Consider the following 22,198-nt stretch of genomic DNA (forward strand, 5'->3'; position numbering starts at 1 on the left):
AACTGTCCGTGATCCGACGCCGCGCCTGTCCTTATGCCGGCTGCCAGAGCGCGGGCACGTTCGGCGGCTCCCAGCCGGCCTGCGCGGTGTGGCCCTGCAGACAGCGGTACGTGACGCCGTTGTACGTGACCCGGTCGCCGGCCGCGTACGTGTGGCCGGCCGCCCACGTGGTGCCGCCGGGCGTGCTCGGCGGGGTCGTCGGGGTCGTCGGCGGGGTGCTCGTCGGCGGGGTGCCCGTCACGTTCAGGACGAAGTCGAAGCTCGCCTCGCGGCCGCTGCCCACCGTGCGCACGGTCATGAGCAGCGCCGGGTCGTAGAGCGTGTCGGTGCTGTTGCGGGGCTCGCCCGGGAAGTACAGCTGCGTGGTCAGCACCGGATGGTTGGGCGCCTGCACCTTCACGTGGATGTGCCGGGTGCGGCCCGGGTAGAGCCCCGGCACGATCGTGGACAGCGTGAACGCGCCGCGGGCGTCGCTGAACTGGTGCCCGCGCAGGCGGAAGCCGGTGTTGTCGTACGCGCCGGAGTTGTCGGCCTGCCAGAAGTCGAGCAGTGCGTTCGCGATCGGCTGGCACGCGATGCCGAAGACGAACCCGCTGAGCGTCAGGCGGGTGCCGGGCAGGCCGTCGGCGATCGCGGTGCGGGCGGGGGAGTTGGGCTTGAAGTACGGCCCCTCGATCTGTTCGTGCGTCTCGTCCCCGTCGTCGCACATCGGGGTCGGGTCGAGCGGCGCGGCGTCGCTGCCGGCCGCGCGGGCCAGCGTCGGGCCGCCGGCCAACAGGATCGGCAGCGGTGCGGCGGCGAGCGCGGACTTGAGCAGCTGTTTACGGGTGATGGCCATGTGCGGGTGCCTCCTTGGCCTCCTGGGCCCGGTCGGTGGTGGGGGGTGCCGGCGGGGTTGGCCCGCCGGGACCGGACCGACACTAGGAGTCGCATTCGTCAAAATCGATGGATTTGGTACCGCGATCCTGGTGCATTTCGCGGTACCGCCCCGGCGTCAGCCCGACCTCGCGGCGGAAGAACCGGCTGAAGTACGCGGGGTCGGCGAAGCCGGTCGCCCGGGCCACCTGGGCGACGGTCAGCGCGGTGCGGGCCAGCAGGCGGCGCGCCTCGAGGGCCTGGGCCCGGCGGATCAGCCGCCCGGGCGGTTCGCCGGTGGCCGCCTTGACCGCCTCGGCGAGCCGGCTGGCGCTGACCCCGAGCCGCTGCGCGTACGCACCCACGCTCGGCCCGGACTCCGCGCGCCTCGCCAGCAGCTGCGCGAAGGCGGTGGCCAGCTCGCGGTCGCGCCGCCGCCCCCGCGGCTCGGCCTCGCGATCGGCGGCCAGGCGGTGGGTGCGCACGACGAGCACGTGCAGCAGGGCCGGCAGGACGGTGTCGAAGCCGGGCGGGCGGTCCGCGTATTCGCGGGTCAGCGCCGCGAACAGGCCCCCGATGGCCCGGGCGTCGCGCGGTCGCAGCCGGCGCGCGCGGGGCGCGCCGAGCAGGAGGGCGCGATCCTCGGGGTACGCCAGCAGCGCCTCGTCGCCGAACACCAGCACCCGGCCGGCCAGGCCGCGCGCGTCGCGCCAGTGGTGCACCTGGCCCGGGCCGATGACGAACAGCTGCGGTGCCCGGATCGGGTGCTCGGCCAGCTCGATGACGTGCGTGCCGGTCCCCGCCGACACGAGCACGATCTCGTGGAACGCGTGCCGGTGCGGGAACGCGGCCTGGGCCATCGGCCCGAACCAGTCGAACCCGCCCACCGCGATGGCCACCGGCGCCGGGTCGGCCACCTCCAGCTCATGCCGCGGCAACGCATCTGTAAACACTCCTTACGGTAACCCCGGGAGTGTCGTGCGGGGGTGCCCGGCGGGTCCGCTCGCCGTCGCGGTGGCTGTCGTGGCCGCCGCGACGGCGATGGTCTCCTCGGCGCGGGCCGCGTGTGCCGCGCCGGCCGCCGCCAGCGGGCCCGCGATGGCGAGGGCGGCGAGGAGGCCGGTCAGGCCGGTCGCGCGCCGGATCACGTTGGGTCGATGCACCTTGCCCTCCTTCGAAGCCGTTGCCGTCGATTCTTGGGACGGCGGCTCCGCGGACGGTGGCAGCGGCCTGGGATCCGGCTGCGAGTGGTGCCCAATATCCCGTGCGGGGGCTCGGTGCCCGGGGCGGCTCAGCGCCCCGGGAAGTGCTCTACGGGCGGCTCAGCGCTCCACTGGGCGGCGAAGCGAGTACGTGACGGCGTGGAGGCGGTGCGGCTGGCCGATGACCATGGCCGCGCGGTCGTAGGCCTGCCAGCCCTCGGCGCCGGCGCGGTTGAGGTGGCGAAGGTCGTTGAAGCGCTCGTCGGTGCCCCACCGCTGCACGCCACCGGGGTGGTGGAAGACGGCGTCCCAGTCCTCGAACTTGTCGGTGCCGAGCGTCCCGGCGGCACGGTACTCCAGTCGCGCATATTCCCATTGCGTCACGCGGTCCATCATGCCCGACATCGAGCTTCTCCACCGTCACGGATTTACGTGAAGTACCGTCGGAGGCATGGGCGCGGAAAGGGATCGGGACGAGACCGGGCGGGCCCGCAACGCGCGTCCGCGGGATGCTCTCGGCCGGCCGCTGCCCCGCGGGGCGCAGGGCGTGCCGACGATGCCCGACGACCTGTCCGTCACTGCGGCCGAGGCGCTCGATCAGGCCCAGCGGCTGCTGGACGAGGGCCGGCCCTTCCACGCGCACGAGGTGCTCGAGGCCGCCTGGAAGGCGGCGCCGGAGCCGGAGCGGGAGCTGTGGCGCGGCCTGGCGCAGCTCGCTGTCGGCCTGACCCACGCCAGGCGCGGGAACGCGGCGGGCGCCGCCCGGCTGCTGGAGCGGGCGGCGCTGCGGATCGCGGCCTACCGGGACGCCCCGCCGCACGGCGTCGACGTCGCCGGCCTGGTCGCCTTCGTGGAGTCGGGCGCCGAGGGAGTGCCGCGGCTGGTCACGCGGTGACCGCGGCGGGCCTGCTGATGCGGCCCGCGAGCAGCCAGGCCACGACCGCGATCTCGCCGCCGGCGGCCAGGACGAGCATCACCGGCGACGCCGGGGTGCGCAGCAGGTCGCCCAGGTAGCCGGCGCAGCCGACGACCGACAGCACCCCGATCGCCCGCGGCATCAGGCCCGAGCGGTAGATGAGCAGGCCCAGCGGCAGCAGCCAGAGGCCGAAGAAGAGCTGCGCGACGAGGTACCCCTGCGCGAACACGTCCATGTAGAACCCGGCGAGCCGCTCGTCGGGCCCGCGGGTGGCCGCCGCCAGGGCCGCGTAGTGGTTGAGGAGGTTGGCCGCCATCACCGCGACGGCGACCGCGTTGCACACCAGCGCCGACGTCGCGAGCCAGCGCGAGGCGGGGGACAACAGGGCGTACAACACGAGCGCGACCCCCAGGAAGCACCCGATGTTGACGAGGTCGAGCACCAGCGCGGCCCGGAACAGCGCGGTGTGCTCGCGGATGTGGGCCGCGGTGGCGGCGGCGTCGCCGGGCACCACGATCCGGCCGCGCACGAACATCTGGGCGTAGCCGCCGCAGACGGCGACCACGAGGTACAACCACCCGGCCACCCGGGCCAGCCCGCGTTGCGACATCATGACTGCTCATCCGAATACTGAAAGACTTCCTCGAGCCCTACCGCGAACACGCGCGCGATCAGGAACGCCGTTTCCAGCGTCGGCGAGTAGCGCCCCTGCTCGATCGCGATGACGGTCTGCCGGGTGACGCCGATGCGCTCGGCGAGGTCGGCCTGGGTCATCTCCCCGTGCGCGAAGCGCAGCGCCCGGATCGAGTTGGTGACGCGGGTCGGCTTGCCCACCGGCTCAGAACCCCCGCCGGTAGGCCACGATCTTCACGGCCGACGAGACGAGCGCGGCCAGCGAGAACGCCAGGTACAGCGAGTTGGCGATCCAGAAGTACGGCGCCTCGCGGATCGCCAGCACGAGCGGCACCAGCGCGGCGATGCTCATGACGTAGAACCCGGCGTACTCCCCGAGGCGCCCGATCGCCTTGTCCCGCTCGTCGCTGCGGGCCGGGCCGCCGAAGAGGCTCCCGGCCACGATGTTGAGCACGATCGCGGCCCCGACCGCCACGAGCATCGGCCCGGCGTAGTGACTGCCCGCCAGCCCCGCGGCCGGCCGCCGCGCGAGCAGCACGAGGGCGTAGGCGACGGGCACGACGAGGGCCACGATCCCGTAGATCCAGGCCCGCTTCTCCAGGTAGGACATCTGGCCTCCATGTAAAGCATCTTTGACATCTCGAAGGTAAAGCGCACCGGACATCGTGTCAAGAATTCTTTACACGCCCCCGCCGTTGGGGCCGGTATAAGCGACATCCCGCCTGTCAGGGTATAAATCCGATAAGTCGCGGCGCGCCAGCGCCCGACTTATCGGCCCGAATCGGTCAGCGATTGTCGATGACGCGGCGCATCTTGCCGGCCGAGCGCTCCACCGTGCCGGGTGCGAGGACCTCCACCGCGATCGTGACGCCGACGGCGCCCTTCACCGCGCGCTGCAGGGCGTCCGCCGCGTCGCGGGCGGCGGAGGGTGTGGCGTCCGGGCGGTGCTCCACGCGGACCGTGAGGGCGTCGAGGCGGTCGCGGCGGGTCAGGACGCACTGGAAGTGGGGGGACAGGGCGGGCTCGCGCAGCAGGAGCTCCTCGATCTGGGTCGGGAAGACGTTCACGCCGCGCACGATCATCATGTCGTCGCTGCGGCCGGTGATCTTCTCCAGGCGGCGCATGGTGCGGGCGGTGCCGGGCAGCAGGCGGGTCAGGTCGCGGGTGCGGTACCTGATGACCGGCATGGCCTCCTTGGTCAGCGAGGTGATGACGAGCTCGCCGCGGGCGCCCTCCGGTAGGACCTCGCCCGTGTCGGGGTCGACGATCTCCGGGTAGAAGTGGTCCTCCCAGATGGTCAGGCCGTCCTTCGTCTCGGCGCACTCGTTGGCCACGCCGGGGCCCATGACCTCGGACAGGCCGTACACGTCGACGGCGTGCATGTCGAGGCGGGTCTCGATCTCCAGGCGCATGTCCTCGGTCCACGGCTCGGCGCCGAGGATGCCGACCTGCAGCGAGCTGGCGCGCGGGTCCAGGCCCTGGCGCTCCATCTCGTCGACGATCGCCAGGAGGTACGACGGCGTCACCATGATGACGTCGGGGCGGAAGTCGCGGATCAGCATCGCCTGGCGCTCGGTCATGCCGCCCGACACCGGCACGACCGTGCAGCCCAGGCGCTCCGCGCCGTAGTGGGCGCCCAGGCCGCCGGTGAACAGGCCGTAGCCGTAGGCGACGTGCACGATGTCGCCGGGGCGGCCGCCCGACGCGCGGATCGAGCGGGCCATGAGCGACGCCCACGTGTCGAGGTCGGCCGCGGTGTAGCCCACGACGGTCGGGCGGCCCGTGGTGCCGGACGAGGCGTGCAGCCGCAGCACCCGCTCCCGCGGCACCGCGAACATCCCGAACGGGTAGTTGGCCCGCAGGTCGTCCTTGGTCGTCAGGGGGAACCGCGAGATGTCGGACAGGTCCGTCAGGTCGGACGGGTGCACGCCGTGGGCCGCGAACGCCTCGCGGTAGTGCGGCACGTTGTCGTAGGCGTGGGCGAGCGTGCCGCGCAGGCGGGCGAGCTGCAGGGCGGTCAGCTCGTCGCGCGAGGCGGTCTCGATGGGGTCCAGGGTGCCCGGGGCGGGGGTGACGTCGCGCACATTCCCATCCTGCACCCGCAGGTCGGGACCCGCGTGCCGGCGGTCACATCGAATCGAGCGGAGATGATCTTTCTGGATCGATACAGTAGGTGGCAGCTGAATCGATACAGAAGGAGCGAGCAATCATGAAGACCGCAGCCCGCAGAGTCCGCGCCGCCGTCGCTGCCCGTCGCGCGCGTGTCCGGCTGGCCCGTGAGATCGGGGCCTACCAGACGCCGGCCGAGCGCCTCGAGCTCGACCTCATGCTGGGCCGGCACACCGAGGAGGAGATCGCGGAGATCGACGCGATCCTACGTGGGGTCTGAGCCTCTGTACCTACTAGTATGTACGCCATGATCGCGATGCAGTACGAGCTGACCCTCCCCGCGGACTACGACATGGGGATCATCCGCGAGCGGGTGCGCCGCGGCGGCCACGCGCTCGACGACCGCCCCGGCCTGGGGATCAAGGCCTACCTGATCCGCACCAAGGGCGTCGGCGGCTCGCCGGTCAACCAGTACGCGCCCTTCTACCTGTGGAACTCGGCGGACGCGATGGCCCACTTCCTCGTCGGCGGCGGGGGCTTCCACAACATCGTGCGCGACTTCGGGCGCCCGCCGGTGCGGCACTGGACCGGCGTCGCGGCGATCGAGGGCCCGGCCCGGGGTGCGCCGGTGCGCTCGGCCACCCGCACGGTCGCCCCGCTCGCGTGGGGCCAGGAGCTGTCCGCGCCGGTGGCCCGGCCCGGCCTGCACACGGCGGCGGTCGCCTTCGACCCGCACCGCTGGGAGCTGGTCCGCATCGCGCTGTGGGCGAGCGACGAGCCGGAGGACCCGGAGGCGACGGAGCGCTACGAGGTGCTGCACGTCTCGGCGCCGGAGCCGGTTCACAGCGCGGCGGCGGCCGCCTCGACGGTGTCGTAGAGCGCGAAGACCTTGTCCAGGCCCGTGATCCGGAACACGCGGCGGACCCGGTCGTCGGTGCACGCCACGGCCAGCCCGCCGCCGGTCGCCCGGGTCCGGTTGTACGCCCCGATGAGCACGCCCAGCGTCACCGAATCCATGAACGTGACCGCGGTCAGGTCCATGACCAGGGTGGCGTGCCGATCCAGGGCCGTGCCGACCGCCTCCCGCAGCTCGGCCGCGGTGCCGACGTCGAGCTCCCCTTCGGCCCGCACCACGCCGTGCCCGCCGGTCGACCCGATCGTGAACGCCACGCGTAGACCGTAGCGGTGACGCGCGTCGCTGACGGGGCGGGGTGGTCCTGGCGCGCTACTGTGAGGCAACCTGTATCGGAAGGGGCACGATGCGCAACGATCCGGCCGTGCCGATCGAGATCCTCCTGGTCGAGGACGATCCCGGGGACGTGCTCATCACGCGCGAGGCGTTCGCCGACCACAAGCTCAGCAACCGCCTCACCGTTTGCAGCGACGGTGCCGACGCGCTGCGCCTGCTGCGGCGCGAGGGGCCCTACGCCGCCGCCCCACGCCCCGACATCATCCTGCTCGACCTGAACCTGCCCGGCGTCGACGGGCGCACGGTGCTGGCCGAGGTGCGCGCCGACCCCGACCTGTCCCGCATCCCGGTGGTCGTGCTCACCGCGTCGACCGCCGAGGAGGACTACCTGCGAAGCCACCGGCTGATGGTCGACACCTACATCGCCAAGCCGGTCGACTTCGCCGGCCTCATGCACGTCGTGCGGCGCATCGAGGCCTTCCACGTCAGCGTGCGGCGCGCGGCCACGCCCGCCTAGTCGATCGCGTTGCGGGAGATCGCCTCGGAGTACCAGCGGCCGCTGGCCTTGATGGTGCGCTCGAGGGTCCCGTAGTCGACGCGGATGAGGCCGAAGCGGCGGCTGAAGCCGAAGGCCCACTCGAAGTTGTCCAGCAGCGACCACACGAAGTAGCCGCGCAGGTCCACGCCGGCCGCGATGGCCTCGTGCACGGCGGCCAGGTGGGCGCGCAGGTAGGCGATGCGCTCCGGGTCCTCGATGCCGCCGTCCGGGCCGACCCGGTCGTCGTAGGCGGCGCCGTTCTCGGTGACGTAGATCGGGCGGTCGCCGTAGTCGCGGCGCACCCGCAGCAGCAGGTCGCGCAGGCCCGTCGGGTCGATCGACCAGCCCATGTGGGTGACCGGGCCCGGGGTGGGGTGGAACTGCACGGCCTGGGCGGTCGGGTACGGCGTCCCGTGGTCCAGCTGCCCCGCCGGCGCCGCGCTGACCAGGTCGGGCTGGTAGTAGTTCACGCAGATCGCGTCGACCGGGGCGCTGATCGCGGCCAGGTCGCCCGGGCGCACGAAGTGCCAGTCGGTGAGCTCGCGGGTGTCCTCGATGGTGTCGGCCGGGTACTCGCCGCGCAGGATCGGGTCGAAGAAGATCCGGTTCAGCAGCCCGTCGATGCGCCGGGCGGCGTCGGCGTCCTCCGGCGACGGGGTCAGCGGCCGCACGGCCCCGCAGTTCAGCGCGACCGACACCTGGCCCGCCACGCCGGCGCCGCGCAGGGCGGCCACGCCCAGGCCGTGGGCGAGCAGCAGGTGGTGGGTGGCGGTCAGCGCGCCGACGTGGCCGCGGCGGCCCGGGGCGTGCCCGCCGGTGCCGTAGCCGAGGAAGGCCGAGCACCACGGCTCGTTGAGCGTGTTCCACAGCGCGACGCGGTCGCCAAGGCGGGCCGCCACCGCGGCGGCGTAGTCGCCGAAGCGCAGGGCGGTCTCGCGGTTGGTCCACCCGCCGGCGTCCTCGAGCTCCTGGGGGAGGTCCCAGTGGTACAGCGTGGCCACCGGGCGCACGCCCGTGGCCAGCAGCTCGTCCACCAGGCGGTCGTAGAAGTCCAGGCCGGCCTCGTTGACGCCGGTGCCCCCGGCCGGGCGGATCCGCGGCCACGCGATGGAGAAGCGGTACGCCGAGAGCCCGAGCTCGGCCATCAGCTTGACGTCCTCGCGGTAGCGCAGGTAGTGCCCGGTCGACGTGGCGCCCGTGTCGCCGTTGTCGATCCGGCCGGGCTGGGCCGAGAACGTGTCCCAGATCGACGGGGTGCGGCCGTCGGCGTCCACCGAGCCCTCGATCTGGTACGCGGCGGTGGCAGCGCCCCACCAGAAGTTCGAGGGAAAGGCCAGCCGGCCCGTCGTGGCCTGCACCGCCGTCGTGCTCACACGTATCACCCCGGGTCCTGAGTATTCGGCTTGGAGAGCGCTCTCCAAGTTGCGTGACCAGACTGCGACGTGCCGTGGCCGGGTGTCAAGGTCCGGCAGGGCCGGCATCCCGGCGTACACCTCCAAAACGGTCCTAAGGCGCAGCCGAGCACTTGACACGGTGGAAACGGCGGGGCAACACTGCGACCTACCGGAGAGCGCTCTCCAAACCGCCACCGCTCCGCCCGGTCTGGCTCGATAAGGCTTCGCTCTGATCGACCCAGACCAGGCGCTTCCTCACACCCCAGCAAGGAGCCTCTCGTGCATCCGGCGCACACGTCCGCCCCAGCCTGGCGGAAACTCCTGACCTCGCGATGGCGCATTGCCCTTGTGGCAGCCGTCGTCGCCGCCGTCGCCGTCGTGGTCGCGCCGTTCGCGCGCGCCGCCGACAGCCTGATCTCGCAAGGCAAACCGGTCACGGCCTCGTCGGTGCAGTCCGACGACCTGGCAGCCAGCTACGTCAACGACGGCAACGACGGGACCCGCTGGGGCAGCCAGTGGAGCGACCCGCAGTGGATCCGCATCGACCTCGGCGCGACCGCCACGATCAGCCAGGTCACGCTGCAGTGGGAGGGCGCCTACGGCAAGGCCTTCCAGATCCAGACGTCGGCCGACGACCAGAACTGGACCGACATCTACTCCACCACCACCGGCGCCGGCGGCACGCAGACGCTCAACGTCAGCGGCTCGGGCCGGTACGTGCGCATGTACGGCACGGCCCGGGGCAGCGGATACGGCTACTCGCTGTACGAGTTCAAGGTCTACGGCTCCTTCACCGGCACCAACCCGACCTCGGGCGCGTGCGGCACGACGAACGTGGCCCAGGGCAAGACGGCCACCGCGTCGTCGTCCGAGGGCGCCGGCAACGGCCCGCAGTACGCCTTCGACGGCGACGCCGGCACCCGCTGGAGCAGCCAGTTCAGCGACCCGCAGTGGATCCAGGTCGACCTCGGCTCGACCCAGTCCATCTGCCAGGTGGTGCTGCAGTGGGAGGCGGCCTACGCCAAGGCCTTCCAGATCCAGACCTCGACCAACGGGACGAGCTGGACCGACGTGTACTCCACCAGCACCGGCACCGGCGGCACGCAGACCATCCCGGTGACCGGCAGCGGCCGCTACGTGCGGATGTACGGCACCGCCCGCCCCGGCGGCTACGGCTACTCGCTGTGGGAGTTCAAGGTCTTCACCGGCGGCACCGGCCCGACCCAGTCGGCCTCGCCGAGCCCGAGCCCGAGCACCTCCACGTCGCCGACGCCGGACCCCGGCTGGACCACGGTGTGGAGCGACACCTTCGACGGCGCGGCCAACACCTCGCCGTCGGCCACGAACTGGCTCATGCGCACCGGCACCCAGTTCCCGGGCGGTGCGGCCAACTGGGGCACCGGTGAGGTCGAGACCGCCAGCAACAGCACGGCCAACGTGTACCTCGACGGGGCCGGCAAGCTCAACATCAAGGCCATCCGCGACGGGGCCGGCAACTGGACCTCGGGCCGGCTGGAGACCCAGCGCACCGACTTCCAGGCCAACCCGGGCGAGCAGGTCAAGTTCACCGCCCTGATCAAGCAGCCCGACGTCGCCAACGGCGCCGGCTACTGGCCGGGCTTCCGGGCCACCGGCGCCGCCTACCGCGGCAACTTCAACAACTGGCCCGGCGTCGGCGAGACCGACATCATGACCGACGTCAACGGCCGCAGCCAGCTCTCCCAGACCCTGCACTGCGGCACCGCGCCGGACGGGCCCTGCGGGGAGTACAACGGCCGCAGCTCCGGCCTGGCCAGCTGCGTCGGCTGCCAGACCGGCTACCACGAGTACACCCAGGTCATCGACCGGACCAAGACCGACGAGGAGATCCGCTTCTACCTCGACGGCAAGCAGTCCTGGGTGGTCCGCGAGTCGCAGGTCGGCGTCACCGCGTGGAACGCCGCCGTGCACCACGGCTTCTACCTGCGCTTCGACCTGTCCATCGGCGGCTCGCTGCCCAACGCGATCGCCGGCTTCACCACCCCGACGCCGAACACGACCTCCGGCGGCGTGCTGTCCGTCGACTCGGTCACCGTGTCCAAGGCGACCGGCACCGTGCCCGCCGCGATGACCGACCCGGCGACGCCGGCCGGCCCGAGCGTGGTCAAGGTGACCGGCAGCCAGGGCAACTGGCAGCTGCAGGTCGGCGGCCAGCCGTGGGAGGTCCGCGGCCTGACCTACGGCCCGCCGCAGGGCGCCGCCGACGGGTACATGCGCGACCTGCACAACATGGGCGTCAACACGATCCGCACCTGGGGCGTCGACGACGCGCAGACCCCGGAGCTGCTCAACCGGGCGGCCCAGCAGGGCATCAAGGTGATCGTCGGGCACTGGCTCAACCAGGGCGCCGACTACGTCAACGACACCACCTACAAGAACAACACCAAGACCGAGATCGTGAACCGGGTCAACGCCCTGAAGAACAACCCGGGCGTGCTCATGTGGGACGTCGGCAACGAGGTCATCCTCACCATGCAGGACCACGGCCTGTCCGCCGCGGACGTCGAGGCGCGCCGCGTCGCGTACGCCAAGTACGTCGACGAGCTCGCCGTGGCCATCCACGCCGCCGACCCGAACCACCCGGTCACCTCGACCGACGCCTACACCGGCGCCTGGCCCTACTACAAGGCGAACTCCCCGCACCTGGACCTGCTGGCCGTGAACTCCTACGGCGCGATCGGCAACGTCAAGCAGGACTGGATCAACGGCGGGTACACCAAGCCGTACGTCGTCACCGAGGGCGGCCCGTCCGGCGAGTGGGAGGTCCCCAACGACGTCAACGGGGTCCCCACCGAGCCGACCGACCTGCAGAAGCGCGACGGCTACACGGCCAGCTGGAACGCCATCAAGTCGCACCCGGGCGTGGCCCTCGGCGCGACCGAGTTCCACTACGGCCTGGAGAACGACTTCGGCGGCGTGTGGCTCAACACCTACGGCGGCGGCTGGCGGCGCCTGGGCTACGGGGCGCTCAAGCAGGCCTACACGGGCTCCCCGCTGGCCAACACGGCCCCGCAGATCACCTCGATGACGGTGAGCAACCAGACCGCGGTGCCGGCGGGCAGTCAGTTCACGGTGAACGTGGCCGTGACCGACCCCGACGGCGACGCGATCCGCTACAACATGATGGCCAGCGACAAGTACATCAGCGGCGGCACCGGCTTCCGCAACGTGAACTTCACGCAGAACGGCAGCACGTTCACGGTGACCGCGCCGGAGACGATGGGCGTGTGGAAGATCTACGTCTACGCGTTCGACGGCCAGGGCAACGTCGGCATCGAGACCCGCTCCTTCAAGGTCACGGCGCCGTCGATCCCGGGCACCAACATCGCGCTGAACAAGACGGTGACGGCCTCGTCCTACCAGCCGACCGGCACCAACGGCCCGCAGCTGCCCTCCTACGCCACGGACGGCAACTACGGCACCCGCTGGGCCAGCGAGTGGGTCGACACCGCCTGGTGCACCGTGGACCTGGGCAGCAAGCAGACCTTCAACAAGGTGTTCCTCTCCTGGGAGGCCGCCTACGCGAAGAGCTACCAGATCCAGACGTCCGACGACAACGTGAACTGGACGACGATCTACTCGACCACCGCCGGTGACGGCGGGTTCGACGACATCAACGTCGCCGGCAATGCGCGGTACGTCCGGATGAACGGGCTGGTCCGGGCCACGGCGTACGGGTATTCCCTCTGGGAGTTCGGCGTCTACCGGTAACCATTCCATCGCGAAAGCGCTCTCTGGGGATTTGCCCCGGAGAGCGCTTTCCGGGTTCGTGCTATAAAAGCGCGTGATGAGCGAAAAACGGCGACCGACCCTGGAGGACGTCGCGGAGGCCGCGGGGGTGTCCCGGGCCACCGTGTCGCGGGTCATCAACGGCGTGCGCAACGTCGACCCGAAGCTGCACGAGATCGTGTGGCAGGCGGTCGACGCCACCGGCTACGTGCCCAACCGGGCCGCGCGCTCGCTCGTCACGCGCCGCAGCGGCACCGTCGCGCTGGTCGTCTCCGACGCCGTCTCCCACGACGACGACCCCTTCATGCGCCGCTTCTTCGCCGACCCGTTCTTCGGCCGCATTGTCGGCGGCGTGATGAGCGTCCTGCGCCCCAAGGGCGTGCAGCTGGCCCTGCAGATCGTCGGCACGCAGGAGGCCCGCACCCGCCTCGTCGGCGACCTCGGCCAGGGCCAGGCCGACGGCGCCGTGGTGCTGTCCCTGCACCCCGACGACACGCTCCCGCAGCAGCTGTGCGACGCCGGCATCGCCGCCGCCCTCGTCGGCCGTCCCGCGCAGCCGGTGCCGATCTCGTACGTCGACCTCGCCAACGACGCCGGCGGCGCCCTGGCCGCCGAGCACCTGCTGGGCCGCGGCTGCACCCGCCTCGGCATGATCACCGGACCGGCCCACGTGCCGGCCTCCCAGGACCGCCTGACCGGCTTCCGGCAGGCCCTCGCCCGGCACGGCCACGCCTGGTTCCCGATCGCCGAGGGCGGCTTCACCTACGAGTCCGGCGAGTCCGCGATGCTCGCCCTGATGGCCGAGCACCCCGGCCTCGACGGCGTGTTCGTCGCCAACGACCTCATGGCCCAGGGCGCCCTGATGGCCCTGCGCACCCGCAACGTGCGGGTCCCCGACGAGGTGGCCGTGGTCGGCTTCGACGACAGCAGCGCGGCCCTGGACGCCCGCCCGCAGCTGACCACCGTGCGCCACCCCCTCGAGGACATGGCCGCCGAGACCACCCGCCTGGTCCTGGCCCGCATCGACGACCCGTCCCTGCGCGTCGAGTCGGTCATCTTCGACCCGAAGCTCGTGGTGCGCCAGTCGGCCTAGGGGGTTTACTGGCGCTCGTGGACGCTGACATCGTCGTTGATGCCGCACTGGCCCGGCACGTGCTCCGTCACCAGCATCCCGACCTCGACGGCCCGCTGACCCTGGCCACGTCCGGCTGGGACAACGCCATCTTCCGGCTCGGCTCCTCGCTGGCCGTGCGGCTGCCCCGCCGCGCGGTCGCCGCGTCGCTGGTCCGCAACGAGCAGCGCTGGCTGCCGCTGCTGGCCCCGTCGCTGCCGGTGCCGGTGCCCGTGCCGGTGCGCGTCGGGGTGCCGATGGAGGCGTACCCGTACCACTGGAGCGTCACCCCGTGGCTGGACGGCACCGTCGTGGCCGCCGGGCCCGTCGGCCCGCGCGCGGCGCTCGCGCAGCGGCTCGCCGGGTTCTTCAACGCCCTGCACGTGCCCGCCCCGGCGGAGGCGCCGGCCAACCCGGTGCGCGGGGTGCCGCTGTCGGGCCGGTCGGCGGCGATGGCCGAGCGCTTCGCCACGGGCAGGGTGCCGCTGTCCCTGCGGCCGCTGTGGGACGAGCTGGTGGCCGTGCCCGGGTGGGCCGGCCCGCCGGTGTGGGTGCACGGCGACCCGCACCCCGGCAACCTCCTGGCCGCGCCCGACGGCTCCCTGGCCGCGGTGCTGGACTTCGGGGACCTCACGGCGGGGGACCCGGCCACCGACCTGGCCGCGGCGTGGCTGGTCTTCGACGCCCCGGCCCGGGCGCTGTTCCGCGCCGCCCTGGGCCCGCGGGTCGACGAGGACACCTGGCAGCGGGCCCGGGGCTGGGCCCTGAACATCGGCGCCGCGTTGGTCGCGGACGCGTCCGGCACGCCGGAGATGGCGGCCGTCGGCGCGCACGCCCTGGCACAGGCATCGGAGAGCGCTCTCCCAAGATCTGACAACGGTTGACACGGCCCTGTTCAGGCGGGAGACTTTGAGCGTACGGAGAGCGCTCTCCAACGGATCGGGTGCCGGCGGAGCGTGCTCCTCCGGGGCGGCCAGTGCAGCGGGTCTAGCGGGCCCGACGGGGACTGACTGAGTCGCCCGGCCGGTGGCGCACGGGCAACGGTCGATTCGGGTCGGTCATCCAGGCGGGGGCTGTCCGAGCGAGCCGATGTCTCCGGGCGGGGACAATCGCCCGCCCCCGGCCAGGGCGCGTGCCGTCGTGGCGGTGACCGGGTTGGGGTCATCGCCGCCGGGGCCGCGGCGGTCCACCGAACGGGCTCTGGGCGCCCAGGACCGCCGCGACCGCGGACACCACGTATTGGAAGGGCCACCGCCATGCGCCTGCCAATGTTCCTCGCCCCGCTGCTGCTCCTGGCCGCCTGCGCCGCCCCGGCGGCGCCCGCGCCCGCCGCGCCGCCCGCCCCTTCGGAGTTCGGCGGCACCGACCTCGCCTGGGTCGAGCTCATGATCCCGATGGACGAGCAGCTGCTGCCGGTGCTCGACCTCGTGCGCCAGCGCTCGTCGGACCAGCAGCTCGTGGCCCTCGCCGGCGAGCTGCAGGGGGTGTACAACGGGGAGCTGCCCCGGCTGCGCGCCCTGTCCGACCAGGCCGGCCTGCCCAAGGACAACCCGCACAAGGGTCACAAGATGCCGGGGCTGGTCGACGCGGACCGGCTGGCCGCCCTGAAGTCCGACCCGGCGGCGTCCTTCGACCGCGAGGCCGTCGACTGCCTGCGCGAGCACCTGGCCCAGCTCGCCCAGCTGGCCACGAGTGAGCTCGCCAACGGCACCAGCCCGACGGTGAAGACCATCGCCACGCAGGTGCGCCAGACCCGGACCGACGCCGGCGCCAAGCTGCCGAAGTAGCGGCTCAGCGCGCGCAGGCGGCCCCGGCCGTCGAGCGCCGCCGCGAGGGCCGGCGCCGGGCGTACACGGCGCTGACCGTGGCGATCGCCCACCGCATCCGCGCGACCGCCACCTCCGGATGGTCCCCGAACTCCCCGGCCACGCAGGCCGCGCAGCCGCGGCTGCCGAGCCGGGCGAACGCCTCCGCCACGGCCCGCCGCACGTCCCCTTCCGCCGGCGCCTCCGACGACTGCACGCTGGACACGAACAGCGCCTCGGCGCGCGCCGCCGCCAACACGTCGGGCATCTCGCACCTCCTGCAACGTCCACCCGAGCCGACCGTACGATCCCGGCCCGCCCGGCCACATCCGGGCCCGACCCCGGCCCGCCCCTGAGCCCGGCCCCCGACTACCCCGGCCGGCACCACCACGGGCGGATCGCGCAGGGGGCAAACGCCCGCAACCCGCGCAACTCAAGTAGACCACCTCACCTCGCGGTGGTGATCCCGGGGTCGCACCCGCGCGACGGCACGTCACGCGCCGGTGCGATGGGCATCGATCAGGTCCAGCAGGGCGCGCACGGCCGCGCTGGGGCGGCGGGCCGAGGCGGTGGCCACGGCGAAGGTCCAGCGCAGGCGGGCGTCCACCGGCAGGATACGCAGCGCCGGCTCGTCGGGGACCGAGAACCGCGGGATCAGGGCGACGCCGAGGCCTTCGCGGACGTAGTGCCGAACCGTCGCGATGTCCGCGACCTCCAGGGCCACCCGGCGCCGCAGCCCGGCCGCCGCGAAGCCACGGTCGATCTCCGTGCGGTTGCCGTAGCCGGGCGGGGAGTCCACGAACGGCTCGTCAGCCAGGTCGGCCAGGGTCAGGCGGTCGCGGGCGGCGAGCGGGTGGGCGGCGGGCAGCACGGCGACGATGGGCTCGGCGGCGAGGGTCCGCACCGACAGCCCGGCCGGTGCGCGGCCGGACAGCGACAGGAACGCGACGTCCAGCTCGCCGTCCAGCAGGTCGGCGGCCAGGCCCGCGGAGCCGGTCGGGGCGGCCCGCAGGCGCAGGTCGACGGCCGGGTGGGCGGCGCGGAAATGGCCCAGCAGGCCGGGCAGGTCGACGAAGCCCACCGAGATCAGCGTGCCGATGCGCACCGTGCCCCGCAGGCCGCCGCGGACCTCGGCGACGGCGTCGCGGGCGGCCTGGGCGGCGTCGATCGTGGCGCGGGCCTCCGGCAGCAGGGCGGCGCCCGCGTCGGTGAGGAGGACCCGCTGGGAGTTGCGCTCGAACAGCGGGGCGCCGAGCTCGCGCTCCAGCGCCCGCACGGCGGCGGAGACCCCGGACTGCACGACCCGCAGGCGCTGCGCCGCCCGGGTGAAGTTGCGTTCCTCGGCGACCGTCACGAAGTACACCAGATGCCGGAGCTCCACGTCCGGCATCATCGCATTTGGTGATGCTCCCCAGCACGAACATTCGTTGGTGGTGCTGATACCGGCGAGGGAGATTGTTGACATGACCACCATGCTGACCCGCCCGGAGGCGCCTTCCGGCCGCGGGCGCCGGCTCACGCACGAACAGGGCTTCTGGGCGATCGCGCTCGCGTTCGCCGTGTCGCTCGCGTTCACCGTCGTGCCGACGCCGCTCTGGGCGCTGTACCAGCGCCACGACGGCTACTCGACGATCGCCGTCACGGTGGCGTTCGCCGCGTACGCGTTCGGCGTCATCGCCAGCCTCTTCCTCGCCGGGCACGTCTCGGACTGGCTGGGCCGCCGCCGGGTGCTGCTGCCCGCCGTGCTCCTGGAGGCCGTCGCGGCGGCGCTCTTCCTGGTCTCGACCGACCTCGGCGTGGTGGTCGTGGCCCGGGTGCTGTCCGGCCTCGGCATCGGCATGATCACCGCCACTGCCACCGCCCACCTGTCCGAGCTGCACGCCGCCGCCCGCCCCGGCGCCGGCCGCGCGCGGGGCGACCTGGTGGCGACCGTGGCCAACCTCGGCGGCTTCGCGTTCGGCCCGATCACGTCCGGCCTGCTCGCCCAGTACGTCTCCGGGCCGCTGCGCACGCCGTACGCCGTCTTCCTGGTCCTGCTGCTGGTGGCCGCGCTCGCCGTGTCGCTGGCGCCGGAGACGGTCGCCGCGCGGCCGCGCCGCTACCGCCCGCAGCGGGTGGACGTGCCGGCGGCGGCCCGCCCCCGCTACTTCGCCGCGGCCACCGGAGCCTTCGCCGCGCTGTCGGTGCTCGGCCTCTTCACGTCCCTGGCCCCGGCCTTCGTCGCCGGCACCCTGCACCACCCGTCGCGGGCCCTGGCCGGCGCGGTGGCCTCGATGGTGTTCGGCAGCGGGGCGCTCGCGCAGGTACTGCTGCGCCGCCGCCCCACCCGTGACCAGCTCGCCGCGGGCCTGACCCTGATCGTGCTCGGCCTGGCCACCCTCACGGCCGCGGTGTGGGCGCAGTCCTTCCCGGCGTTCCTCGTGGGCGGCCTCCTGGCCGGCGCCGGCGCGGGCGCCCTGCTCAAGGGCGCCATCTCCACCGTGGTGGACCTGGCGCCCGCGGCGATCCGGGGCGAGGCCCTGGCCGGGCTCTTCCTCGGCGGGTACCTCGGGCTGGCCGTGCCCGTGCTCGGCCTCGGCATCCTGACGCAGACGGTGAGCGCCCCGGTCGCGCTGCTGGGCTTCGCCGCCGCGATCACGGCCCTGACCGTCGCGGTGAGCCGCCCCCTGCTGCGCCGGTAGGCGCGCGGGCCCCGGCGGCTCGCGGATCCGGTAGCGCCCGAGTGAGGCCCAGCACAACGCTGGGCCTCACTCGGGCGCCAGGCAACTCGGCGCCGCGACGCCCTGGGGGATCCCGACCCAGCAGCCCACATCAGCGGGCCGGCATCACCGGGACCACCTCAACGATCCATGGACAGCTCCAGCGCCGCCTCGCGGACCTCGGCCGCCGGGTGGCCGCGCAGCGCCTCGACGAGCGCCCGCCACGGCGCCGGCCAGCGCAGCTGCGCGCCCCGCTCAGCGTAGGCCAGCGCGAACAGCCCGTCGGCGACGCCGGGCCGGGCGGCGAGCTCCGCGGCGATCGGGCGCAGCGGTTCCGGTTCGTACTGCGCCAGTCGCCGCGGCAGTGCCCGGGCGATCCGGGCGGCGAGGATCGGCCGGTCGGCGACGAGGGCACACAGGCGGCCGACGTCGGTGACGTCCGCCGGGTCGATCGCGGCGGCGAGCAGCCGGGCGGCCTGCGGCACGAAGCCGTCCACGGTGGACAGCGCCGCGGCGGCGGTACCGAGGGCGTTGCGGGCCGATGCCGTGAGCGACGGCCGTTCGGTCAGCCGGTCCACGATCGTCGCGGCCCGGCGGCGGGCCGGGCGGTCCGGATCGCCGGGTGGGGCGCCGTCCAGCGCGGCGAGCGCCCCGACGGCCTCGGCGAGCAGGCCGTCGTCGTGCCCCGCGGCGACGATCGCGACCAGCGCGTCGGCGACGGCCGGCCACACGGTGCGGTCCCGCAGGTCGCACAGCCGCGCGAGCACCTGGCCGGCGGCGCCGGGCAGCCAGCGCGCCCAGCCGGGGAACGCCCGCCAGGCCGCGACGGCCACCTGCCGGTCCGCGGACGCGCACACCGTCGACACCAGCTCGGCGTACCCGGCGCGCAGGTCCGGGCGGACGAGGTCCGGCGGGGCGGCGAGCAGCGGCAGCACGGTCTCCCGCGTGCCGCCGGTCGCCGCGGCGCGCAGGATCGGCCACATCGACGGCCGGTCGGTGCGCTGCCGGGCCGCGGCGACGACGGCGGCCCGCACGTCGGGGTGCAGGTTCTCGTCCTGCCACAGCGCCCACAGGGTGTCCTCGGCGCCGGGCACCGACAGGTGGACCAGCAGCCGCACCACCTCCTTGCGGCCGGTCACCTTGCCCCGTCGGGGGTCGAGCCGCTCGCGCAACGCCGACGGCCGGACGAACCGGGCGGCCCGGGCCGCCGCGTGGACCGCGACCCGGGCCCGGTCACCGTCCGCGTGGGACAGCAGGATCGGCAGCGCGTCGCCGGGCCGGTCGGTCCAGGCGAGGGCGGCCAGCGCCGACTCGGCGATGTTCACGTCGTCGGCGCCGGTCCAGTGCCGCACGAGCGGCCAGCCGTCCTGCGGCACCCGCGCCGCCCACCGCAGCGCCGTCGCCCGCTCCTGCCAGGCACGCCCGGTGTCGGCGGCGAGCACCGCCATGCGGTCGACGTAGGCGCGCCGGTGCCGCTCCTGCCAGTGCCGTGCGCGCACCGGCGGCCCCGGCGTCCAGCTGACCCCGCCGGGCACGAACCGGCCGGCCGGCGACGGCTCCCGCAGCACGCGCTCGAGGAGGTCCCGGCGGTGGATGCAGACGGTCTCCCACACCACCGTCAGGGCGATCGCCGACGGGTCCTCGCGCAGCACCGCCTCGACCCGCTCGGCCCGCGTGCGGCGGTCGGCCAGCCACAGCTCGATCGCGGTCAGCGCGACCCTGGGCAGGGTGTCCCGGCGGGTGCCGCGCTCCAGCATCGCCTGCAGCCCCGGCAGGTTCTCGGCCCGGCGGCCGAGTGCCCTGGTCACCGCGAACAGCGGCGCGTACTTCGCCCGGTCGACGGAGTCCTCGAGCCAGCCGCGGACCGCGTCGAAGACCTGCTCCTCCTGGCCTCGCCGCAGCCGGGGTGCGAGCCGGCCGAGATCCGGGACCCGGTCGTCGCCGAGGACCCGCTGGAAGGTGCGCTGTGCCCAGTCGGCCAGCGGCGGCGAGTCGAAGCGTTCCCGCAGCACCGTCGCGGCCAGCGTGGTCAGGTGGGCCAGCGTCGCGCTCGAGCTGTCCCGGGCTTGCACGGCGTCGGTGACCAGGCGGTCCAGCGGCCCGGCCAGGTCGTCGCCGAGCAGCCGGGCCGGCACCCGCGGCAGCGCGGCGAACGCGGCGCCACGCACCGGGTCCCGCTCGTTGCGCAGCCGCTGGAGGTGCTCGACGGCCGCGCGGACCGCGGCCGGGTCGCCGCCGCGGGCGGCGCATCGCACGAGCTCCTGCCAGGCGCGGGCCCGCTCGCCGGCGTCGGCGGCGCTGGTCGCGGCCAGCAGTACCGGCTCCGCCTCCGCCCACGGCAGGTAGGCGACGTAGTGCAGCGTCAGCCGCTCGTCCTGGCGCACCTCCTCCAGCGCCAGCACCCGCCGCGCCTCGGCGATGCGCGAGGCGACCGGCAGCACGTCGAGGATCGCGTCGTTCGTCCGCTCGAGGGAGCGGTTCACGCCGGCCGTGGCGAGGGCGAACCACTCGCCGCGGTGCCGCGGCGGCGCGGCGTCCAGGAACCGGGCCAGCTCCGTGACGTTGTGGTTCAGCCGGCGGACCAGGTCGGCGAGCCCGGGCAGGCCGGGCGGCGTCGCGCGGGCCAGCCGGTCCAGCAGCGCCGCGGGCAGGCGCGTGCCGGCCACCCAGCCGGCCCGGCGGGGCGCGCTCAGCAGGGCCACCACCCGCGCCGGATCCGCGCCGGCGAGCACCCAGTAGGCGCTCATCGGCTGCGGCAGGCGGTCGTCGGGGGCGAAGCGTTCCAGCAGGTCCAGGGCCTGTTCGGGCCGGCACCGCGCGGCGGCTAGCACGGCGGCGCCGCCGCGGCTCCACCACCGGGCGCGCTCCTCGCCGGACAGCTCGGCCAGGTCCCGCGCCGCCAGGTCCAGCACGAGGCCGGGATGGCGGCGGGCGAGCGCGGTCAGGCCGCCGAGCGCGTGGCCGAGGTCCGGCAGCAGGCGGGCCACCATGGCCGCGCCGCAGGTGGGCAGCAGGGTCGCGGCCTCGTCGCCGCCGTAGCGTGCCCGGACCTCCTCGACGAACGCGTCGGCGAGGTCGGCGCGCCCGCGGCGGCGGATCGCACGGTACAGCTTCAGCCTGGTGTCCTTGGGCGCGTCTGCCAGCAGCGCCCGCAGCGGTTCGGGGCCGCCCCGCAGCGGCCCGACCCAGGCCCACACCGCCAGCCCGTCACCCTCGGCGAGCCCGGCGAGCACTTCCTCGCGGTCGAACGGTCCGTTGTGCACGGTCTGTATCTTGACGGACCGGCGCCACCGGCGGCTGCCGATATCAGTCGCCGAGGCGGGTGTGCGGCTTGCGCGGGTGGGCGTCGACCTGAGCACGGTCCTAACGGCACGAAGACCCTACGCTCGTACGACGAGCCGGCCTTCGTGCGCCAGGGTGACGGCAAGTGCCGGCCCTTGGACGGCACGCTCGAGGTGCGGCCGGACTGGCGCCTGGCGCCGCAGGTTGCCGCGCCTGCGACAGGTGGGCCGTCCGCCACGGATGCGTTGGCCATGCTCGATCTGGGTGGCGTGCGGGTGGGCTTTCCGCCTCGACGGTGCCGCCTCGGTGCGCGGGACGGTCGACGGCGCAGCGGTCACCTATCCGGACGCCCGGCCGGGTGCCGACGTCGTGCTGAGCGCGACCGATTCGGGCATTAAGGAGGACCTGGTCCCGCATGGGCGCAAGACGTTGTAGGACTCTTTGTTCGGCGATCATTCATGGCCGGCACCGCCGGACGTGCCGGCCTGCCCCCCGGTGTTGACGTGGTAGGTGGGTCGTATTGGGTAACCATCAGGGGTCGCGGCGCTGGCGACGGTTGGAACGACCGGGGACTCGCATTGCGGCCGCCGTTGCTTGGCTGGCGGTTGGCCTGGTGATCGTGGTGGGATCCCTTCCGGTCCGTCGGTGGCTCGGCGTGCCGGATTGGATCGGTGGCCCGTTCACCTTCACTGCCCTG

22 protein-coding genes are annotated in these 22,198 nt (G+C 73.7%); 9 read left to right on the plus strand and 13 right to left on the minus strand.

All coding sequences use genetic code 11. The annotated features are described in order from the left end of the window. Positions 1 to 31 precede the first annotated feature (31 nt). The 4 genes from ABD352_RS43430 to ABD352_RS43445 all read right to left on the minus strand — a co-directional run bounded on the left by ABD352_RS43430 (position 32) and on the right by ABD352_RS43445 (position 2,441). The gene (locus ABD352_RS43430; protein WP_344618444.1) at positions 32 to 838 is read right to left on the minus strand and encodes a dioxygenase family protein; all 807 of its coding nucleotides are present in this window, start codon (positions 836 to 838) and stop codon (positions 32 to 34) included. 82 nt (positions 839 to 920) lie between these two features. Beyond that, positions 921 to 1,793, minus strand: coding sequence for a helix-turn-helix domain-containing protein (locus ABD352_RS43435; RefSeq protein ID WP_344618445.1), 873 nt, complete (start codon positions 1,791 to 1,793; stop codon positions 921 to 923). Positions 1,794 to 1,811: 18 nt separating this feature from the next. Continuing rightward, positions 1,812 to 2,018, minus strand: coding sequence for a hypothetical protein (locus ABD352_RS43440; RefSeq protein ID WP_344618446.1), 207 nt, complete (start codon positions 2,016 to 2,018; stop codon positions 1,812 to 1,814). 159 nt (positions 2,019 to 2,177) lie between these two features. Continuing rightward, positions 2,178 to 2,441 (minus strand): hypothetical protein, encoded by a 264-nt coding sequence (locus ABD352_RS43445; protein ID WP_344618447.1) that lies wholly within the window; start codon positions 2,439 to 2,441, stop codon positions 2,178 to 2,180. 67 nt (positions 2,442 to 2,508) lie between these two features. Here ABD352_RS43445 and ABD352_RS43450 point away from each other — a divergent pair, with 67 nt between their 5' ends. Further along, positions 2,509 to 2,952: a DUF309 domain-containing protein gene (locus ABD352_RS43450; protein ID WP_344618448.1), complete on the plus strand. Its 444-nt coding sequence runs from the start codon at positions 2,509 to 2,511 to the stop codon at positions 2,950 to 2,952. On the opposite strand, the gene ABD352_RS43455 is transcribed toward ABD352_RS43450, so the two are convergent. The 4 genes from ABD352_RS43455 to paaK all read right to left on the minus strand — a co-directional run bounded on the left by ABD352_RS43455 (position 2,942) and on the right by paaK (position 5,690). Then, positions 2,942 to 3,586, minus strand: coding sequence for a DUF4386 domain-containing protein (locus ABD352_RS43455; RefSeq protein ID WP_344618449.1), 645 nt, complete (start codon positions 3,584 to 3,586; stop codon positions 2,942 to 2,944). The genes ABD352_RS43450 and ABD352_RS43455 overlap by 11 nt on opposite strands. Then, a complete protein-coding gene (locus ABD352_RS43460) occupies positions 3,583 to 3,807 on the minus strand; it encodes a helix-turn-helix transcriptional regulator (protein WP_344618450.1) in 225 nt (74 codons plus the stop codon). The genes ABD352_RS43455 and ABD352_RS43460 overlap by 4 nt, the downstream gene beginning before the upstream one ends. A gap of 4 nt (positions 3,808 to 3,811) precedes the next feature. After that, the gene (locus ABD352_RS43465) at positions 3,812 to 4,216 is read right to left on the minus strand and encodes a hypothetical protein (protein WP_344618451.1); all 405 of its coding nucleotides are present in this window, start codon (positions 4,214 to 4,216) and stop codon (positions 3,812 to 3,814) included. 175 nt (positions 4,217 to 4,391) lie between these two features. Further along, positions 4,392 to 5,690 carry a phenylacetate--CoA ligase PaaK gene (gene paaK / locus ABD352_RS43470; protein ID WP_344618452.1) on the minus strand — a complete coding sequence of 433 codons (1,299 nt, stop codon included), beginning with the start codon at positions 5,688 to 5,690 and terminating at the stop codon, positions 4,392 to 4,394. Positions 5,691 to 5,815: 125 nt separating this feature from the next. Between paaK and ABD352_RS43475 the strand changes: the two genes are divergently transcribed. Together ABD352_RS43475 and ABD352_RS43480 are read left to right on the plus strand one after the other, a co-directional pair. After that, a complete protein-coding gene (locus ABD352_RS43475) occupies positions 5,816 to 5,995 on the plus strand; it encodes a hypothetical protein (protein WP_344618453.1) in 180 nt (59 codons plus the stop codon). 27 nt (positions 5,996 to 6,022) lie between these two features. Beyond that, the gene (locus tag ABD352_RS43480; protein ID WP_344618454.1) at positions 6,023 to 6,592 is read left to right on the plus strand and encodes a DUF4865 family protein; all 570 of its coding nucleotides are present in this window, start codon (positions 6,023 to 6,025) and stop codon (positions 6,590 to 6,592) included. Here the strand turns inward: ABD352_RS43480 and ABD352_RS43485 are convergent. Next, positions 6,556 to 6,885 carry an anti-sigma factor antagonist gene (locus ABD352_RS43485; RefSeq protein ID WP_344618455.1) on the minus strand — a complete coding sequence of 110 codons (330 nt, stop codon included), beginning with the start codon at positions 6,883 to 6,885 and terminating at the stop codon, positions 6,556 to 6,558. The genes ABD352_RS43480 and ABD352_RS43485 overlap by 37 nt on opposite strands. Positions 6,886 to 6,974: 89 nt before the next feature. On the opposite strand from ABD352_RS43485, the gene ABD352_RS43490 reads away from it, so the two are divergent. Then, positions 6,975 to 7,421, plus strand: a complete 447-nt coding sequence (locus ABD352_RS43490) for a response regulator (RefSeq protein WP_344618456.1) — start codon at positions 6,975 to 6,977, stop codon at positions 7,419 to 7,421. Here ABD352_RS43490 and ABD352_RS43495 read toward each other — a convergent pair. Continuing rightward, positions 7,418 to 8,815, minus strand: coding sequence for a GH1 family beta-glucosidase (locus ABD352_RS43495; RefSeq protein WP_344618457.1), 1,398 nt, complete (start codon positions 8,813 to 8,815; stop codon positions 7,418 to 7,420). The two genes, ABD352_RS43490 and ABD352_RS43495, sit on opposite strands and share 4 nt — an antisense overlap. Before the next feature lie 369 nt (positions 8,816 to 9,184). Here ABD352_RS43495 and ABD352_RS43500 point away from each other — a divergent pair, with 369 nt between their 5' ends. The 4 genes from ABD352_RS43500 to ABD352_RS43515 all read left to right on the plus strand — a co-directional run bounded on the left by ABD352_RS43500 (position 9,185) and on the right by ABD352_RS43515 (position 15,502). Further along, complete coding sequence (locus ABD352_RS43500) at positions 9,185 to 12,586, plus strand: discoidin domain-containing protein (protein WP_344618458.1); 3,402 nt, start codon at positions 9,185 to 9,187, stop codon at positions 12,584 to 12,586. 76 nt (positions 12,587 to 12,662) lie between these two features. Continuing rightward, positions 12,663 to 13,697: a LacI family DNA-binding transcriptional regulator gene (locus tag ABD352_RS43505; RefSeq protein WP_344618459.1), complete on the plus strand. Its 1,035-nt coding sequence runs from the start codon at positions 12,663 to 12,665 to the stop codon at positions 13,695 to 13,697. Positions 13,698 to 13,714: 17 nt separating this feature from the next. Then, positions 13,715 to 14,599, plus strand: a complete 885-nt coding sequence (locus ABD352_RS43510; protein ID WP_344618460.1) for an aminoglycoside phosphotransferase family protein — start codon at positions 13,715 to 13,717, stop codon at positions 14,597 to 14,599. A 372-nt stretch (positions 14,600 to 14,971) separates the two neighbouring features. After that, entirely contained in the window at positions 14,972 to 15,502 is a 531-nt protein-coding gene (locus ABD352_RS43515) for a DUF305 domain-containing protein (RefSeq protein ID WP_344618461.1), read from the plus strand. Positions 15,503 to 15,506: 4 nt separating this feature from the next. Here the strand turns inward: ABD352_RS43515 and ABD352_RS43520 are convergent, their stop codons facing one another. Together ABD352_RS43520 and ABD352_RS43525 are read right to left on the minus strand one after the other, a co-directional pair. Continuing rightward, positions 15,507 to 15,788, minus strand: a complete 282-nt coding sequence (locus ABD352_RS43520; protein ID WP_344618462.1) for a hypothetical protein — start codon at positions 15,786 to 15,788, stop codon at positions 15,507 to 15,509. A 225-nt stretch (positions 15,789 to 16,013) separates the two neighbouring features. Then, a complete protein-coding gene (locus tag ABD352_RS43525) occupies positions 16,014 to 16,901 on the minus strand; it encodes a LysR family transcriptional regulator (protein WP_344618463.1) in 888 nt (295 codons plus the stop codon). 82 nt (positions 16,902 to 16,983) lie between these two features. Here ABD352_RS43525 and ABD352_RS43530 point away from each other — a divergent pair, with 82 nt between their 5' ends. Next, the gene (locus ABD352_RS43530; RefSeq protein WP_344618464.1) at positions 16,984 to 18,201 is read left to right on the plus strand and encodes an MFS transporter; all 1,218 of its coding nucleotides are present in this window, start codon (positions 16,984 to 16,986) and stop codon (positions 18,199 to 18,201) included. A 158-nt stretch (positions 18,202 to 18,359) separates the two neighbouring features. Here the strand turns inward: ABD352_RS43530 and ABD352_RS43535 are convergent, their stop codons facing one another. Then, positions 18,360 to 21,482: a hypothetical protein gene (locus tag ABD352_RS43535; RefSeq protein ID WP_344618465.1), complete on the minus strand. Its 3,123-nt coding sequence runs from the start codon at positions 21,480 to 21,482 to the stop codon at positions 18,360 to 18,362. Between the last annotated feature and the right edge of the window lie 716 nt (positions 21,483 to 22,198).

Origin of the sequence: Dactylosporangium salmoneum (assembly GCF_039532525.1) — a bacterium.
Classification (GTDB): domain Bacteria; phylum Actinomycetota; class Actinomycetes; order Mycobacteriales; family Micromonosporaceae; genus Dactylosporangium; species Dactylosporangium salmoneum.